Genomic DNA, 16,074 nt, shown 5'->3' on the forward strand with positions numbered 1-16,074 from the left:
TGCCGGTCATCCATCAATACCAATCAGTTCCTTCAATACCGGATTGTCAATATTCCATACTCTTTCTACAGGTACTGATAATTGATCTAAATGCCCTTTATCGAAGAGATGCTTTTGTTCCTTCACAAAATCAGTGATATCTTCAATCAGGTTTAGCTCATGTTTTCCGAATTGCTCTAACACCTTGCCCTTCAGTCCAAGCTGTATGGCCCGGCGGGTAAGTTTGTTCCCTGCGGGATCATGATCCGGGTCCCATTGCAAACGTACTTCTTTCGTTGCAAGTTCCTTTTTCCAAACCTCCTGATTAAGATAATATTTCGGATTATAAGAAGATAAAACAGCATTTGCCAGGATCTCTTCAAATACACTTTTATTAATCCACAATGCCAGAATCCTCTCCTGATTATCCTTTTCTCCCCATCCACAGCGATACATCATCCAAAGAAAGTTTGGTTTAATCCAGGACATACGGTTATAACTGTAAGCTCTTCCGCCTAATACCTGGTTCGCTACTGCAAAAGAGGCAATGCTTTGGTTATATGCCTGGTAAACAACTATCTGTTCCTCTTGCTGATGTGCAATAATATATTGGCCTGCCTCTGGCAGATAACTGCGGGAGGCTTTATAATTTTCTATTTCTATTTTCATTCTAAATATTACTATTTCAGTTGATCCCGTACTTCCATTAAAGCATATCCTAATAAATTCTCGCCCCGCCAGGATTCCGGATTATAAACCCCAGGGTTGTTTTCAGCCATACCTATTCCCCACACAGCGTCTACAGGGCTGGCTTCTACCAATACCTTTTCTTCAGTGTTTAACAAGAATGTTTTTAAATCAGGATGCTGGGTAAACTTATGGAAATTACCTTCCACTACAATCCTGAACTTATGTTGCTCCCAAAGTTCATAATCAAAGTTTTTTACCTTTCTACCCAGTTTCTTCACTTCCGACGGAGCAGGCGTTTCCAGTATTTCGCTAAGTATTTTATCATCACCAAATACCCTTGCTTTGGAGGCCATCATCCAGTGTTCCGCTGTTAAGTAAGTATGTCCTTCAACATGAAATGGGGAAGGCCACCATTGACTAAAACAAGTCTTCGTAATACTCCCGTCTTTAGAAGGCTGATGCCCCCAGAAGAATAGGAATTGCATATTTTCTCCTTCCTTACATTTCTTAATAAGCCAATTATTATTATACTGCATTCTCTTTAAATTTTAATAGTTCCTGTGCCACTATTTGCTGTTCAGGCAATATAAAGTTGCTCCCGAAAAACACCTTCTTAACAGAGATTGTACCTGCTATATTATTATTGAATAGATCAAGTTCTTCCGCGGGAATCCATAATTCTTCATGGATCACTCCGCCCACATTTTGAACAGTATACTTTGAATAATGTTCAAAGTTTAATTCAAAGGCAGTTACAATCCCGCAAAAGCCGGAGAAGTCATCTGTTGTATTCCATTGGGATGCAATCTCTTCTGCATATTTCTGGTTCAGCACTGGGTAAAATATCGGTTGCCAGCTGAGCCTGGGTGGAAATTTCTTCCAGCCTGCATCAATGATTAATTCCAGTTCCTTTATACCAATCGGGCGATATAATGTGATTGTTCTCATTCGAAGTCGTATACGGTTACTTCAATATTTTTATCAGAAATACCTTTAATGATCAGTGGTTCCACGATGTTCCATTTTCCACCTGCCAGCCCACAGCCAATTCTGGGCATATGTACGATAGCATTTAAGTTTCTGGCAAAATCGCCTACTTTAATAAGCCCCGCTTCTATAGCTTCATAACGGACCGGCGGAGTGCCATCTTTACCATTAACTATTTTATGTTGCCCAATGATATTAGCTACCCATATGTTATGTTCAACTTCTACAAATTGAACTTCACCGAGTTTAAAATTATCCTGTGACTTGTACCATTCTCTAAATTCATCTTCCGGTTTTTTCCAACGCTGGGACAATGCTAATACAAAACCTTTTCCCCAACCTCCAATATCATTACAAATATGAGCAATGATCACACATCCCTTTGCATCCGGTTTTGTAGCATCTCCTTTTATATACGTTATTTCCTTTCCCATTTTATTAAATAATGTATGGTGATAGAGTGATTTATCTCTTTGTGTCAAATTAACACAAAGAAAACACAAATTTTCAAATTGTAATAAATTATTTTTGAATAGGTGTAAATGGCTGTTGATGATTCTCTATTATTTAACAATCGGTGTATTTGATAATCAATAGTTTAATTTACTGTTGCAGGTAAAATTGCAAGCTCGATAAGCAATTGATTTAAGGCCATCGTAGTATGCGGTATGAATATTTGGAGGGTTCAGGTGGGTAATTGTGGACCTTAGCCATTTGGCACACGCTTGATAAAGTCCAATAGCGAACAAAAGTCTATACGCTTGATAAAGTCAGATAGAAATAATACCAAATGGGTTCAGTCCACAATCCCACCTGAATCGAAAACGATAGCATAATCAAAAACTGTATTTGAAGAGGAACATTAAACCGGACTTATCTTGTGTACATAAGTGCCGGACTTCGAAAAAATATAACGTAATTAACCCAAACAAAAAAGAGGGAAATACTTCTGAATTTTCGTAATCTGCCGAAAATAAATTCGACGTTACAACAAAGATTGGCCCAATGTAAAAATCCTGCCCTTGTAGAGTGTATCGAAATACCTGTGCTAGCCCAACAGGGTAGGAAACCACAACAAGTTTAATCACCAAAATTCCCAAGATCAGGTTATGATACTGTAGCTTTTTATTATCAATCATCATTCATCTAAATCGAACAAGTTATGCTTATGCCAAAATCCGGCTTTCTGCTACTGCTATGCTTATGCAGTACCTTCGCATTATTTGCGCAGCAAAACATCTCCGGTAAAATAAAGGATGCCGTAAACGGCAGACCTATTCCCGGCGTTACCGTCCGGGTGCCCAATACGAACAGGGGTACTATTTCAGATGCTACTGGCCTGTATACCCTGGCTGTTCCCACTGGTACATCCACGTTGGTGGTTAGTTACACCGGTTACAAAACCCGGACTATCAAACTCACCCCCACTACTTCCGTATTGGATCTTACCCTGGAAGAAGACTTTGCCCGGTTAGACGAAGTTGTAGTAACCGGCCTGGCTACGAATGTGAAACGAAGTAACCTCGCCAATGCTGTTGCTACTATTTCCAATCGGCAACTCAATGGCGTAGCCCCCGCACAAACTTTTGATGCTGCTCTTAACGGAAAGGTACCAGGTGCTCTGATCACTTCCAATTCCGGTGCTCCCGGTGGAGGTATCTCCGTAAAAATGAGAGGTATCACATCCGTATTCGGTAATTCACAACCTTTGTATGTAGTAGATGGCGTTTTCTTTAACAACAGTAGTATTCCTGCGGGATTAAACGATGTTACCGGAGCCGCCACTGCTGGTAATCCTAATAACCAGGATAACCCCTCCAGCCGTATTGCAGACCTGAACCCTGCAGATATTGAAAACATCGAAATCCTGAAAGGTGCATCCGCGGCTGCTATGTATGGTGCAAAAGCTGCTGCTGGTGTAATCATTATCACTACAAAGAAAGGAAAAGCGGGTAAAACAAAAATCAGCGTAAACCAGGAACTGGGCTTTGTTAAAGTCCGGCATCTGATGGGTGTACGCCGCTTTACAGCCGAAACAGCGGCCGATCTGGCAGGAACTGCCGATAATCCGGATCCTGCAGTACAAGCCAAACGTGACGCCTATAAAGCGCAATTTAATACAGCACAAAGTGCCGGTAAGATCTTCGATTATGAAAAAGAAATGTATGGAGAAACCGGACAGGTACTGAATACCGGGATCTCCCTCAGCGGGGGAGGAGAGAAGACCACTTTTTTTCTCTCTGGCAACCGTCGCCAGGAAGAAGGCATTGTTAAGAACACCGGCTATTTTAACAATTCTGTTCGAATGAATATAGATCATAAACTGAGTGATCGTATCTCCCTTGGCGTTACTACCAATTACATTTACTCCTCATCCGACAGGGGACTTACAAACAATGATAACAATGGTGTTACCTACGGTGTGGCTTTATCTTCCACTCCGGATTTTGTAGACCTTCATCCCAATGCGCTGGGCGAATACCCTCGTAATCCCTTCGCTGCTTCCAATCCCCTGGAAACTCGTGATAAGATGAACAATAACGAACAAACCAACCGCTTCGTGGGCGGAACCAATCTTGAGATCCATTTACAACAGAGCGACCATTCAACTACCCGCTTCGTGGGCCGTGGTGGTGTGGATTACTACAATTATAAAACCGCTGCTCTGTTTCCACGCGATCTTCAATTCGAAGAAAACGGATTACAGGGACATTCCATCCAGGGCAACACCAATAACATCAATACCAATATCGGTGGATTCCTGGTTAATACATTTACTCCCAATAATAATGTCAGCTTAACGAGTACCGCCGGTGCTACGCTGGAAACAGGGTATATGGATAACATCGTAACTGCTGCTACCAACCTGGTTTCCGGACAAAGCAACCTGGATGCAAGTGCTAATACCACTACCCGGCAGTTCCGTCAAAAGTACCGCGATAATGGTCTCTTCATTCAGGAAGATCTTTCCCTGATAGATGCTATAACATTAAGCGGTGGGTTACGTTTCGACAGATCTACCAATAATGGAGAGTACAAAAAATATTACGTATTCCCTAAAGGGTCCTTTTCCTGGAACATCGCCAAAATGAAATTCTGGAATGTTTCCGGTGTCAACAATTTAAAATTACGTGCGGCTTATGGTCAGTCGGGCAACGTACCGCCTTACAGCAGTAAGTTTACCGGTATGCTGGGTAGCAATATTGGTGGTTATCCCGGTGTGCTTGTAGATAATCTGCAGGGGAATCCTGATATCAAACCGGAAAGGCAAACAGAATTTGAAACAGGGCTGGACATTAGTGTGATGGATGGACGTATAAGCCTGGAAGCTTCTTATTATAATAAGAAGATCTACGATGTACTGTTACGTCATGCGCTGCCCGGTTCTACTGGTTATGCCTCTGAATGGAAGAACAGTGGCGACCTGAAAAATCAGGGTATTGAATTAGGACTTACACTGATCCCGGTGAATACTCCCAATTTAAAATGGAGTTCTACTATCAACTGGTGGCGTAACCGTTCTAAAGTAACGAAACTAACCATTCCTGCATATGCTATCGGTGCTTTTGGTAACTCACTGGGTACTTTTTACCTGGAACAAGGTCAGCCTGCTACACAGATCAAGGGCATTGTTGGTGGAGCTCTGAAGTTGATCGGTAATTCAGAACCTAAATTCCAGATGAGCTTTTTCAATGAATTAACCATCTACAAAAACTTCTCCCTGCGCTTCCTTATTCACTGGAAAAAAGGTGGTGATAATATCAACCTTACCCAGCTGTTAACCGATGCCGGTGCTACTTCATTCGATTACGACGATATCGTGAACGGTACCAAGGTAGGAGCTTATCGTCCGGGTGCCGGCGATGCTTCTATCTATGTACAGGATGCTTCATATGTACGTATCCGTGAAATTGGTCTTTATTACAATGTACCATTGAAAAATACCAACACGATTAAAGGTATACGGTTCGGAGTATCTGCCAATAACTTCTTCACCTGGACAAACTATGTAGGCTATGATCCGGAAGTGTCCAACTTTGGGAGCAATACCATTACTACCTCCCAAAGCCGTGGTAGTAACGGATTATCAACAGGTGTGGATGTTACGCCATTCCCTGCTTCCAAAAGAGCCAGCTTTCATGTTGGCCTGGATTTCTGATCATTTTATACCTGCTAAAAATCATTACATATGAAAAAGTATTTCTCAATTATAATTCTTTCTCTGCTGATCATTTCCTGCCAGAAGGGAGAAATAAACAGTCTGAATACGCCCGTTGTTGGCGGCATTATTACCGATCCTACAAGAAGTGATTTATTTAACCTGCTTACAGGTGCCGAATCCGGTATGCGTAATAATTTTGGAACCTACCTGGATGGTACTGGAATTATCGGCAGGGAAATTTATCGCTTCTCCGGTGCGGAACCACGTTTTACTACCGATCTTTTGGGTGGTGGTACCAAATTGCTGGATAATAATACATTCTATATTACTAATCCCTGGGGTTCACGTTACCAGGTAATAAGACAATGTTTTATCCTGCTGGATGCCATTAAAAATACCCGCACGGAAGTGGCCTCAGATGCACAAAAGAAAGCCTTTACAGGTTTGGCTAAAACACTCATCGGTTATCAGCTTCTACTAAATATCAACATGACAGATTCCAATGGTGCACGTATCCCGGTTCCCAATGGTGCAACACTTGGCCCTGTCATTACTAATCCTGCTGTGGTGATGGATTCAGTCCTCAAATTCCTGGATGAAGGCAAAACTGATCTCACAGGATCGGAAGTGATCTTTCCTTTGTCCGATGGCTTTGCTGGGTTCAAAGATGCAGCCGGACTGCTTAAATTTAACCGCGCACTGGCTGCCAGGGTAAATATCTACCGGAAAGACTGGGCTTCGGCGCTTACTGCCCTGAATGAATCCTTTTTCGATCTTAATGGGGTCCTCACCACGGGTGTCTATAATTCTTTTTCCACTAATGGCGGCGATCTGGCCAATACCATGTATCTGGCGCCCAATGGTAATGGAGAGGTGCGGGTAGCACACCCTTCATTTGTTACCAACATTGTGGCTGGAGATGATCGTATCAACAAAACATCATTGCGTACATCGTCTGCAAGTCAGAGTGGCTTAACCGGCAACCGGGATCTAACAGTTTGGAGTTCCCTTAATTCGCCTATCAGTATCATCCGTAATGAAGAATTGATACTGATCTATGCCGAAGCCAAAATTCAAACCAATTCCTTCCCCGATGCTATTGTGGCCTTAAACCGCATCCGTACAGCCCATAATCTTCCCGTTTATGCTGGTGCAATCACCTCTGCTGCACTGATCACAGAACTGTTGTATAACAGAAGATATTCGCTGTTTATGGAAGGTCATCGCTGGATAGATGTAAGACGTTACAATTTGTTGGGAACTTTACCTGTAGACAGGACTGGTGATGATGTGTGGGCAAGATACCCGTTACCACAGAATGAAAGTAATATTTAATCCGTAATAAAAAATCACCCTTAATAAAATGAGGCTCTCCCAAATTATTGAGAGAGCCTCGTTTTATTAAGATGCCTCTCCAGATAATACAGTTCCTTCATGGAAAAATTGCAGGACTTTCCAACCGTTTTTTTGGATTAGCTCATCCAAATAATTTATTTGTCAGATAATTTAAAACCCAGAAACACGCCGATATCGGGAGTAATAGGTAGCACCCCACATGCCCGCTGCGTTGTCTGAATAATCCTTCGCAGCGTAACCCTTTTCCAGAAATGCTTGCTGTGCTCTGGGTTTATTTTGTAATCTGGCATATCAGAATTGATATTGCCATTACCAAAGCTGCCATAGGCAGATTGATTGAGTTTATCTTTTAATTAGTTTATACATTATTTATCAGGTAACTGAATTACAGTAGTTACAAGCGGTTGCAATACACTATCCTGTGCATTTACATAAATAAAGGAGACTAACAGTATTATACACAAGCAGGGGGACAACTGCTTCATAGTTACAGGTTGTATGGTTGATAAATGACCTACATGGAATTTATATTATTCAATAATAAGCACTTTTGTAATGCAGAAGTGTTAATGTCTGGTGAATAAAAATAAATTCTTCCTGGCATCATTCATTAACCTGAAGATTTTCATAAATCTTATTCCTACTCAGATATTTCATATTTATGCCAGTTTAAGTCGTGCAAACAATGTATAACAAACTCGTTCTATAGGCTAATAAGAGTCATCCTACGTTCATCCTACGTTTTTAACGTAGGATGAACGTAGGATGACTAAATCTCTGTACTATCTCAGCAGGTATTTCTTTGGTTCTATATAGTTTTAATTTTATTATGATAATACCATATCCCCGAAAACCATAACAAACCATACCAAAATGAATATATAAAGGGCAACAAAAAGCGGATACTACTCTCTTGAAAAGCAATACCATCAATGAACAAGGAAAGGACGAACAACATCTTCCGGAATCCCGGTGACGTGGCAAAACTCTTGCATTGTAACAAGTTCTTCTTGTGTTTTGCCTGATTGTTCCCTTACTTTTTGCAGCAGGCGCCTTGCCGCCTTACTTTTCTTACCTGTAATATTCTCTACGTCCTTCGTATAGATTACTACTCTTGGCGGAATCGGTGTTGTCATATTGGTCAATTCTGATCGAAACAGGTCATTTGTGGTCCTATCGGTCACCACATTTTTTTTGCATAAACCTCGTCTGTAATATTGTAAAACAAATCCCGTAAACGAAAGTTGCTGCAGACACTGAAAGATTACAGGACGAGGCTTAGGTATAACGTGCCTGTATAAACGTTATATATCAAAATTAAACAAAAAATGTATGCCTAAACAAGTAGGAGTAGCAAAAATTACGGGAACGATAGGAGATATTACATTCTATAAATCCCAGGATGGCTTAATGGCGCGACAAAAAACATCTTTTAACGCAAGCCGTTTCGCTAAACATCCATCTTATGAGCGTGTACGTGAAAATGGCCGTGAATTTGGTCGTGCTGGTAAAACCGGGAAAGTGATCAGGTCTGCATTCAGTAATCTGTTGGCTCAGGTTGCAGATGGTCGGATGATCAGCAGGTTGGTAAAGGCTGTCTTCTATGCACAGAAAGCAGATACCACCAGTGACCGTGGAGAGCGTAGTATTATAACTGGCGATGCCACCGTATTGGAAAAGTTCGACTTCAATGTCCGGAGTCCGCTTGGCGCTGTTTTACTCGCTCAGTTCACTACGGAGGTCAATCGTGCAACGGGAACGCTGACTATCACAATCCCTGCTTTCACCCCGTTAAAGACCATCAATGCACCAGATGGAGCCACTCACTTTAAGCTGCATAGTGCCGCTGCTGCAATTGATTTCGTAAGTGAAACTTACGTCACTGCAGGTAACAGTTCCGCAGCAATCGCCTACGGTTCTCAGGAAGAAGCGGCAGTAACACTAAGGCAGAACCTTCCTGCTAATAGTGATGATCCATTATTCCTGGTATTGGGAATTGAATTCTATCAGCAATTCAATGGAACCCTTTATCCGTTAAACAGTGGCAATTTTAATGCCCTGACTGTGGTCAAAGTAGAGTTGTAGTAAAGTGCCAGAGCCTGTACCGTACGTATGGTACAGGCTCTTTTTTAGATTTGTTTTGGAAGGCTATTTATGTTGGATTTCTTTGCTCTGACGAAAACACCTGATCCCTTATATTCTTCATTTTTTTGAGTAGTCTTACTCATTAAAATAACAGCTAAAATGGATAAAAGAAAAAGTTACATGCATAAACAATATATTTTTCAAAATACCTATATCTTTGTCAGCTTGGGGAATGCCGGCTTTACCCCAAATAATAATTTTAAAGAATTCCAATTCCCTGCTGAAAAGTAGTGATTGTAATTTGTGACCCATTTTTAAAAACAATATGTTAGGTTTAACCAAACTGACCCATATTGTTTATAGCACTTGTAATGGTTTGGAATACGAAAACCAGCCTGGAAGCTTAGAACAATATGAGGAGCAGCAAGAGGCACTCTTGAGAGAAGAGCGCATAGTTAGGAGTCTTATTTTTGAAACCGCTTTATCGATCGTTAATGAGGATGAGTACAAGCAATTTATTAGCTATAAACTGCGTACACTGTGTAAACTTTCAGATTTATTGGAAGATACCCTCGTAAACGGAACAGCGGACAACGGACCCTACACAGAATTATTGCAGGAACATGCACTATCTGTAATCAAAAGTCTGATCGGTTTTTTACATGACCGTTTTTCAGATGTAATAGCTGGGATCAATGAAGGCGCCAAAGTTAGTGACAGTCAATCGGCTCTTGCCAGGATGAAACTCAATACCTCAGCACCGATATTAGCTCTTTTTGCAAGAGCGCTGGTCGATGGTACAGATATCGTCGGTGACAGTGATGTGGCTATTAAGAGATATTTTGTTAAGCACTTCAGCTCAAAGCATACGGCTGAAATAACTTATACTAGCTTCCGCAATAATTTCCATAGTCCGGCACCGGCTACAATCAAAAAACTTGTTATTATACTTAATAGCATGATTCATTTCTTACATAGTCTGTAAAAAAAATTTTTCTTCACAATTAATTGATAATGAACTGTTTTCAGGGGGTTGCGCAACCCCCTGCAACTGTTCTTGTATGCTTAATTCTTTTTGATTTGCATAAAAAATAATTATTTATGCAGTCAGAAATTCCAGTTACAAAACAAGAATTCCAACATCTCAGAAAAGCCTTCTCTCGCTTAAAACAGGAATTCCTTCAACTCCGAAAAACTTTAAAACAGCAAAAGCATCATGATTACCCACTGATCAAAACCAGGGAGGTAAGAAAAATTCTGCGGATTTCTGCATCCACACTCCAGGCAATGCGCAATAAGGGGACACTTCCCTTTGCCCGTGTAGGGGGATTATTGTTGTACGATTACAACGATATCAGGAAGCTATTGCTCAAAAGCAAAACAACTAAAAAACAAACACTATGAATTACATCCATCACCTCAACAGTTTTTATCTCCGTTTGGATAAAGATGAACGGCTGAAACCCTTGCATATCAGCCTGTACATGGCATTGTTTCAAAACTGGAACTACCATCATTTCTCCCAGGTATTTATCATGTCCCGTACAAGACTGATGCAAACAAGTCGGATAGGTTCCAGAACTTCGTTTGCAAAGGTAATTAGAGAATTACATGAGTTTGGGTATATCAGATATTTCCCATCTCTGCATACAGGGCATCCGGCTAAAGTAACCATCATTCCGTTATCTGTAATCAAAACAATAAAGTCAGATTCGGATCTTTTCTCCGGAGTTCCTGATTCTATCAGAACCAGTCCCAATAGTGGGACTACCCCTGTCCCGGATTTGAGCACAGGCAGTCCCGAAAGTGGGACTACCCCTGTCCCTGATTTGAACACAGGCAGTCCCGAAAATGGGACTACCCCTGTCCCAAAAGTGGGACCCTTTAATAAACAATTAAAACAAATAAACAATTTAAACAGTGTGTGTGACTCACACGCACACGATAATCATCAATATAAAAATTTCAATCAAAAAGAAATTCAGCCGCCCACAATAGAAGAGGTATTATCCTGGTTCGCCAACCAACGTTGCGACCGCGAAAGAGCCTTAACCTTCTTTTATCACTATTCAGCTAATGGCTGGATGATAGGAATTCATCCCATTCGGGACTGGAAAGCAGTTGCCCTAAAATGGATTTTCAATACAAAAAAAACACCAAATCATGGAGGCGCAAAATACCTGCACACAAGCAAAAGTGAAGATTATTCAGAGCCATTATGACTATCATGCGATTTTGAAGGTAATAATTGCCAAAGGAAAGGAAATGTTCGGGCCCCGTTTTCAGGTGGATGACATAGATCGTCCGGTGATTATGAAGTTGATCGCCTATTTTCTACAGGATGAAAATGTCGCCACTGCGCAGAAGATAGACCTGTACAAAGGTCTGATCATTATGGGGCCGATCGGTTGTGGCAAAACTGCCATCATGCGTATCCTGAAAACATTATTGCGCCCTCATCATCAATATTCAATTCAGTCATGTTACAATATCAGTCTGAACTTTTTAGAGGACGGAAGCAGTGTAATCGAACGGTATACATCCAGTTCATTCGATCCTTATACTACCAGGCCACGTATCTGTTGTTTTGATGATTTAGGATCAGAGCCCGATGTTAACTATTGGGGAAATATCCGTAATGTAATGGCAGAAATTCTGTTGCGTCGCTACGATCTCTTCATGGAATATCATATGCTCACCTATATGACCACGAATCTTAGCAGCGCTAAACTGGAAGAGCGATATGGCGACCGGCTCCGCAGCCGTACCCGGCAAATGTGTCAAGTCATAGCATTCTCCGGGGAGAGTAAAGACAAAAGGATTTAAACACATTTTCATAGGTGAAACAAACAAACATGGAAACGGCCTGGTAATCCTGCCGGGCCGGTTTTTAAAATTCAAAAACATTATCTGAAACAAAACATCTTCATCAGATGAACATCATCTGTTGGTAAAACATTTTAACTTTTAAAATTCTAATTATGCGTGATATAAAATACATCGTCATTCATTGCACTGCCACAAAGTCAACTGCTACAGTTGAATCAATTCAAAGCTACTGGAGAACAAAGTTAGGTTGGAAGAGTCCCGGTTATCATTACATCATAGACACCAATGGGGTAATCAAACAGTTACTGAATGAAGAACTGGTTGCAAATGGTGTTGTCGGTTACAATGATGTCTCTATTCATGTTAGTTACATCGGCGGGATAGATGCTAATAATAACCCCAAAGATACCAGGACATTGAAACAGTTATCTGCCATGAAAGTTTGGATAAAATACCTGAGTAATAGATATCCCACTGCAATCATTCAAGGGCACCGGGATTTTCCAAACGTGCATAAAGCATGTCCTTCTTTTGACGTAAAATCCTGGCTAGAAGAGATTGAAATATGGCAGTAATGAATGAACGAACATCAGCCGCGGATAATCCATTCCTGCTGGTGTTCGTTCATTTGACCCTTATGGCAGAGCATTAGCTGCATGAGAACGTTTTTCAAATTGTACTCTTGCAGCTTTAGATCCTTTAATAAACGTTCGTTCATTTTATTCCGCTTCTTCCGGATCCAGAGGCGGAATATCGTCCGGATCTAAAGGATCATCGTATTCCGTTATATGCCATATTTTATGATAAGATATGCCTTTAAGAAGATCCTTGTAGGAAGAATACAATAATGAAAACAATTCAGGAGAAGCAGAATCCTTTTCATAATAGGCATTAAATTCTTCAATAGGAATGTTTAATTTATCCGCAATCTCCTTATTTGTAATTTCAATACCATTTTGTTTGGCAATACTTTTTATCTTCGAAACGGTGAGTTCAAAAGACTCTTTTGAATTTCCGGTCATATTTTGAAACTTTAAGTTGCTATATGTCTCCTGGCGGATTCCTTCCTCATCCAAATGAAACATAATACCAAAACTATATGATTGAAAACTAATAACCAAGGGGCTGGTTGATATCATTGGGTGGCAATCGTATCGAAGCAATATCCCAGATTAAGCGTGGGGAGCTTTAGTTCTTTGATCAAGGGGAGAGTACAGGGCCAGGAACATGAACTTTAATTCTTTATTTAACTTTGAATAATCCTGGCGCATCGGCGATAACGTATAAGGCGTTTTATCTTTAGAATATAACTAGGCTTCAGGAAGAAGGGAAGGGGAGAACTTCCGTCAACATTGGATTACGCCTTATACATTATCGCCGATGTTCTAACTTCTTTGAACCTTATGAAACAAGAGTTAACAAAGCCATTGGACAATGTTTTTCAACATACCCAATGGCTTTGTTAATCCTTACATTACAGGATTTGCCTGTAATAACTTTTCTTCAAATCTTTTAGCATTTAGTCTTCCTGTTTTAAAAGCTTCAAAAAGTAAAAGACTGTGTCCTTTAAATTTATTGTCGAAGCATCCCCCAATAACTGAGGTATCAGTATATATGTTTTTCATGTAGATGTACAAATTTGAATATTGGTTAACAAATTGAAATCCTTACCCCGTAAGAGTTTTAATGATTTTACAGTAAATAATTGAGATTGTAATTATTGGGAGGAGGCAGTAGATTGCCTGGATTAACAACTTATTTAAGGTATATTGTAATCAACGTATTTTGATAAATTGCCACCATTGAAGAATCTTCTGCCTGGAAGCCAGCATCTGCAAGCAATGTGCCACAGATCATTACTAAAGGGAGTTTACGCCCTGTCCACATTTTTTGTTTCATTTCTTTTACTTTTGGCATTATTGGTTTTAAAATCAGTTTTATTTGTATCTTTTTCTAATTTAATCTTCGTTATCACCAGTTTATTTTTTGATACTTTAATCTGGCAGGTTTCATAAATACCAAAGCCGGCATCTTCAAGCCATCTGCCTGATAATCTTAAAAACGGATAGGTACTTTTGAAGCCCCATTTACCACTGTAGGTGATGTCTTGAAATTTTGCAGTTCTGATATTTTTCATGTCATATTTATTTATACAAATATACTAAATATCCTTTTAAATGCCGCCTTTTAAGCGCTATTTTGTATCTTTTAATTGTCATTTAAATGTCATTTGCTAGTATGGTAAAGGGTCTTGTATGGGTTTGAAAACAGGCCGTTATTTATACTTCACATTTAATTGTAACTTCAGTTTAATTTAAAAAAGAAGAAATGATATTCAATGATAGAGTCGCATTGGCCAGGGAAAAAAAAGGCTTAACCCGAGTCGAATTAGAAAAACTAATAGGCGTTTCTAACAATATGATTGGTAAGTATGAAAGGGGAGAGATAACGCCACCATTAGGAGTAGCTACAAAAATTGCTGAAGTATTAGATTGTTCTTTAGACTACCTGGTAGGTCTTACTGAAGAAAATAATGAAAAATCACAAGATGAAATTCCCGGCAGATTAAAGCCTGCGTTAGCCAAATTCGAGCAGTTATCTCCAGCGGACAGAACCCTCATTATGTCTGTTATGGATGCTTTCATTGTCAAAGCAAAAGTCCAGTCCATCAAAGAATAAAAAAGCCCCTGACGTAAGGTAGGAGCCTTTGCTCACCAGCCAACCTAAAGGTTACTAAACCATTAGCAGGATAACTATTTTCATAACCAGGAGGCTGATTATCGCTTATTGTTGGGATAGGTGAGGGTTAGACGAAAATGGTTTCATATACAACGGATTTAAAATAAGTAGAACTACGCATTTTTTGATTGATAACTTTGGGTTAACATTTTTTCAAGGAACATTCATTTACTTTCAAACAGTAAATATTTATCAACCTATATTTTGTAATCATGCACCATTTTCCTATTCCCCGTTGTTCTCTGGTGTCTTCACCTGTTTATTGTTTTTCTCTGCTAATAGTTCCAGATTATATAACCTCAAGTTCTTAATTTTTTACCCCTCCCCGAATGAAACTATTTATACCCCTCATTATCATATTGAGCATTCATTATAGTCATGTAAATGCACAGGACAGCACTATTGAACGTTTACAATTGCAAAAGCAGCGGGTGACACAAATATTGACACTTGCACAGGATAGCATTGCAGGGCGCTTACCTAAAAAATATCTTTTACAACTCCAACATAAATCCCATCATATAGAAGAGCAGGTAAACGAACGTTCAGAAAAAGCGTTAGAGGTTGGATTAAACAAGAACAGAATGCTATGGCTGGTGGAAAACGGTCGTCTATCCGTGTACCACCTGGAAAAAATCTGGCTTATTCAAGAGGTAAGGAGGCTGCCAAGGGATATGGATATGAAGAATCCAAAATTCAAGATATAGATTTGCATAGAAACCGGCATGCTGTCCAAAATAAACGGAAGAAAAAATCTTAACTTTTTTATATGATAAGTCAAAAAGAAATTGATGCAATGATTAAAGAACCCGCTGATGCCCGATTTAAATACACCATTAAACGAATCGCAGACTGGGAAAAACTTTGGGTTATTGGAGATGGAAATGTATTTGCAACATTTAGTGATGATGAAAATAACATTGTATTTCCCATATGGCCCTTTGAGGAATTGGCACAATTATGTTGTATAGAGGAATATTCTCAATATAGACCAGAAGTTATGAGTCTTGATGACTTCTTGAATGAATTTATTCCAGATTTTGAAAAAAGTAATTACAAGCTGTCTTTACTGCCTTTATCGACTGGGAAAGGGATGGCTATAGACATCTCAATGTTCAAAGAAGCTTTGAATATTGAACTTGAAAAGTACGAGTAATGTGTCTTAAGGTAAATTCCCCCATAGTTATTGTTTTGAATGCAGACTCCCCTGATTATGGAGCGTGTTTCTTTTTGCTACTTTGAATATG

The 16,074-nt window shown here is 39.9% G+C and carries 19 protein-coding genes; 11 read left to right on the forward strand and 8 right to left on the reverse strand.

Features of this window, described 5'->3' with window-relative positions:
- Nucleotides 1–6 precede the first annotated feature (6 nt).
- From BM176_RS14445 to BM176_RS14460, 4 genes are read right to left on the reverse strand one after another with little or no spacing between them, the layout of a single operon-like run.
- Complete coding sequence (locus BM176_RS14445; protein WP_177230404.1) at nt 7–648, reverse strand: DUF4291 domain-containing protein; 642 nt, start codon at nt 646–648, stop codon at nt 7–9.
- A gap of 11 nt (nt 649–659) precedes the next feature.
- Nucleotides 660–1,205: an NADAR family protein gene (locus BM176_RS14450; RefSeq protein ID WP_090104136.1), complete on the reverse strand. Its 546-nt coding sequence runs from the start codon at nt 1,203–1,205 to the stop codon at nt 660–662.
- Nucleotides 1,195–1,617 (reverse strand): ADP-ribosylation/crystallin J1, encoded by a 423-nt coding sequence (locus tag BM176_RS14455; protein WP_090104138.1) that lies wholly within the window; start codon nt 1,615–1,617, stop codon nt 1,195–1,197. The genes BM176_RS14450 and BM176_RS14455 overlap by 11 nt, the downstream gene beginning before the upstream one ends.
- A complete protein-coding gene (locus BM176_RS14460; RefSeq protein WP_090104141.1) occupies nt 1,614–2,090 on the reverse strand; it encodes a macro domain-containing protein in 477 nt (158 codons plus the stop codon). Before BM176_RS14460 ends, BM176_RS14455 begins: the two co-directional genes overlap by 4 nt.
- Before the next feature lie 728 nt (nt 2,091–2,818).
- Between BM176_RS14460 and BM176_RS14470 the strand changes: the two genes are divergently transcribed.
- Nucleotides 2,819–5,815, forward strand: coding sequence for a SusC/RagA family TonB-linked outer membrane protein (locus BM176_RS14470; RefSeq protein ID WP_090104144.1), 2,997 nt, complete (start codon nt 2,819–2,821; stop codon nt 5,813–5,815).
- Between the two features lie 30 nt (nt 5,816–5,845).
- Complete coding sequence (locus BM176_RS14475) at nt 5,846–7,153, forward strand: RagB/SusD family nutrient uptake outer membrane protein (protein ID WP_090104146.1); 1,308 nt, start codon at nt 5,846–5,848, stop codon at nt 7,151–7,153.
- A 950-nt stretch (nt 7,154–8,103) separates the two neighbouring features.
- Here the strand turns inward: BM176_RS14475 and BM176_RS14480 are convergent.
- Nucleotides 8,104–8,310 (reverse strand): hypothetical protein, encoded by a 207-nt coding sequence (locus BM176_RS14480; RefSeq protein WP_090104148.1) that lies wholly within the window; start codon nt 8,308–8,310, stop codon nt 8,104–8,106.
- 196 nt (nt 8,311–8,506) lie between these two features.
- Here BM176_RS14480 and BM176_RS14485 point away from each other — a divergent pair, with 196 nt between their 5' ends.
- The 6 genes from BM176_RS14485 (at nt 8,507) to BM176_RS14510 (ending at nt 12,663) form a co-directional block, all read left to right on the forward strand.
- Entirely contained in the window at nt 8,507–9,259 is a 753-nt protein-coding gene (locus BM176_RS14485; protein ID WP_090104150.1) for a hypothetical protein, read from the forward strand.
- Between the two features lie 325 nt (nt 9,260–9,584).
- Entirely contained in the window at nt 9,585–10,244 is a 660-nt protein-coding gene (locus BM176_RS14490; protein WP_090104152.1) for a hypothetical protein, read from the forward strand.
- Between the two features lie 116 nt (nt 10,245–10,360).
- Nucleotides 10,361–10,663 (forward strand): helix-turn-helix domain-containing protein, encoded by a 303-nt coding sequence (locus BM176_RS14495; protein ID WP_090104154.1) that lies wholly within the window; start codon nt 10,361–10,363, stop codon nt 10,661–10,663.
- Nucleotides 10,660–11,481, forward strand: a complete 822-nt coding sequence (locus BM176_RS32475) for a hypothetical protein (protein ID WP_090104156.1) — start codon at nt 10,660–10,662, stop codon at nt 11,479–11,481. Before BM176_RS14495 ends, BM176_RS32475 begins: the two co-directional genes overlap by 4 nt.
- Nucleotides 11,423–12,085 carry a P-loop NTPase family protein gene (locus BM176_RS14505; RefSeq protein ID WP_090104158.1) on the forward strand — a complete coding sequence of 221 codons (663 nt, stop codon included), beginning with the start codon at nt 11,423–11,425 and terminating at the stop codon, nt 12,083–12,085. The genes BM176_RS32475 and BM176_RS14505 overlap by 59 nt, the downstream gene beginning before the upstream one ends.
- Before the next feature lie 155 nt (nt 12,086–12,240).
- Nucleotides 12,241–12,663, forward strand: a complete 423-nt coding sequence (locus tag BM176_RS14510) for an N-acetylmuramoyl-L-alanine amidase (protein ID WP_090104160.1) — start codon at nt 12,241–12,243, stop codon at nt 12,661–12,663.
- A gap of 144 nt (nt 12,664–12,807) precedes the next feature.
- Here the strand turns inward: BM176_RS14510 and BM176_RS14515 are convergent, their stop codons facing one another.
- The 3 genes from BM176_RS14515 to BM176_RS14520 form a co-directional block, all read right to left on the reverse strand.
- A complete protein-coding gene (locus tag BM176_RS14515; RefSeq protein ID WP_143097808.1) occupies nt 12,808–13,110 on the reverse strand; it encodes a hypothetical protein in 303 nt (100 codons plus the stop codon).
- 447 nt (nt 13,111–13,557) lie between these two features.
- Nucleotides 13,558–13,713 (reverse strand): hypothetical protein, encoded by a 156-nt coding sequence (locus BM176_RS32480; protein ID WP_177230405.1) that lies wholly within the window; start codon nt 13,711–13,713, stop codon nt 13,558–13,560.
- Between the two features lie 245 nt (nt 13,714–13,958).
- On the reverse strand, nt 13,959–14,225 hold the full coding sequence (locus tag BM176_RS14520) for a SymE family type I addiction module toxin (protein ID WP_090104164.1): 267 nt from the start codon (nt 14,223–14,225) through the stop codon (nt 13,959–13,961).
- 191 nt (nt 14,226–14,416) lie between these two features.
- Here BM176_RS14520 and BM176_RS14525 point away from each other — a divergent pair, with 191 nt between their 5' ends.
- The 3 genes from BM176_RS14525 (at nt 14,417) to BM176_RS14535 (ending at nt 15,983) form a co-directional block, all read left to right on the forward strand.
- Complete coding sequence (locus BM176_RS14525) at nt 14,417–14,767, forward strand: helix-turn-helix domain-containing protein (protein WP_090104166.1); 351 nt, start codon at nt 14,417–14,419, stop codon at nt 14,765–14,767.
- Nucleotides 14,768–15,416: 649 nt separating this feature from the next.
- Nucleotides 15,417–15,587, forward strand: a complete 171-nt coding sequence (locus BM176_RS33120; protein ID WP_090104168.1) for a polymorphic toxin type 8 domain-containing protein — start codon at nt 15,417–15,419, stop codon at nt 15,585–15,587.
- Between the two features lie 9 nt (nt 15,588–15,596).
- Entirely contained in the window at nt 15,597–15,983 is a 387-nt protein-coding gene (locus BM176_RS14535) for a DUF2750 domain-containing protein (protein WP_090104170.1), read from the forward strand.
- Nucleotides 15,984–16,074 lie beyond the last annotated feature (91 nt).

The organism is Chitinophaga sp. CF118 (genome assembly GCF_900112615.1).
GTDB lineage: Bacteria > Bacteroidota > Bacteroidia > Chitinophagales > Chitinophagaceae > Chitinophaga.

Bases quoted from the DNA above. Each gene is read 5' to 3' on its own strand.
- BM176_RS14445 (WP_177230404.1), bottom strand. From the start codon at position 648: ATGAAAATAGAAATAGAAAATTATAAAGCCTCCCGCAGTTATCTGCCA.
- BM176_RS14450 (WP_090104136.1), bottom strand. From the start codon at position 1,205: ATGCAGTATAATAATAATTGGCTTATTAAGAAATGTAAGGAAGGAGAA.
- BM176_RS14455 (WP_090104138.1), bottom strand. From the start codon at position 1,617: ATGAGAACAATCACATTATATCGCCCGATTGGTATAAAGGAACTGGAA.
- BM176_RS14460 (WP_090104141.1), bottom strand. From the start codon at position 2,090: ATGGGAAAGGAAATAACGTATATAAAAGGAGATGCTACAAAACCGGAT.
- BM176_RS14470 (WP_090104144.1), top strand. From the start codon at position 2,819: ATGCTTATGCCAAAATCCGGCTTTCTGCTACTGCTATGCTTATGCAGT.
- BM176_RS14475 (WP_090104146.1), top strand. From the start codon at position 5,846: ATGAAAAAGTATTTCTCAATTATAATTCTTTCTCTGCTGATCATTTCC.
- BM176_RS14480 (WP_090104148.1), bottom strand. From the start codon at position 8,310: ATGACAACACCGATTCCGCCAAGAGTAGTAATCTATACGAAGGACGTA.
- BM176_RS14485 (WP_090104150.1), top strand. From the start codon at position 8,507: ATGCCTAAACAAGTAGGAGTAGCAAAAATTACGGGAACGATAGGAGAT.
- BM176_RS14490 (WP_090104152.1), top strand. From the start codon at position 9,585: ATGTTAGGTTTAACCAAACTGACCCATATTGTTTATAGCACTTGTAAT.
- BM176_RS14495 (WP_090104154.1), top strand. From the start codon at position 10,361: ATGCAGTCAGAAATTCCAGTTACAAAACAAGAATTCCAACATCTCAGA.
- BM176_RS32475 (WP_090104156.1), top strand. From the start codon at position 10,660: ATGAATTACATCCATCACCTCAACAGTTTTTATCTCCGTTTGGATAAA.
- BM176_RS14505 (WP_090104158.1), top strand. From the start codon at position 11,423: ATGGAGGCGCAAAATACCTGCACACAAGCAAAAGTGAAGATTATTCAG.
- BM176_RS14510 (WP_090104160.1), top strand. From the start codon at position 12,241: ATGCGTGATATAAAATACATCGTCATTCATTGCACTGCCACAAAGTCA.
- BM176_RS14515 (WP_143097808.1), bottom strand. From the start codon at position 13,110: ATGACCGGAAATTCAAAAGAGTCTTTTGAACTCACCGTTTCGAAGATA.
- BM176_RS32480 (WP_177230405.1), bottom strand. From the start codon at position 13,713: ATGAAAAACATATATACTGATACCTCAGTTATTGGGGGATGCTTCGAC.
- BM176_RS14520 (WP_090104164.1), bottom strand. From the start codon at position 14,225: ATGAAAAATATCAGAACTGCAAAATTTCAAGACATCACCTACAGTGGT.
- BM176_RS14525 (WP_090104166.1), top strand. From the start codon at position 14,417: ATGATATTCAATGATAGAGTCGCATTGGCCAGGGAAAAAAAAGGCTTA.
- BM176_RS33120 (WP_090104168.1), top strand. From the start codon at position 15,417: ATGGCTGGTGGAAAACGGTCGTCTATCCGTGTACCACCTGGAAAAAAT.
- BM176_RS14535 (WP_090104170.1), top strand. From the start codon at position 15,597: ATGATAAGTCAAAAAGAAATTGATGCAATGATTAAAGAACCCGCTGAT.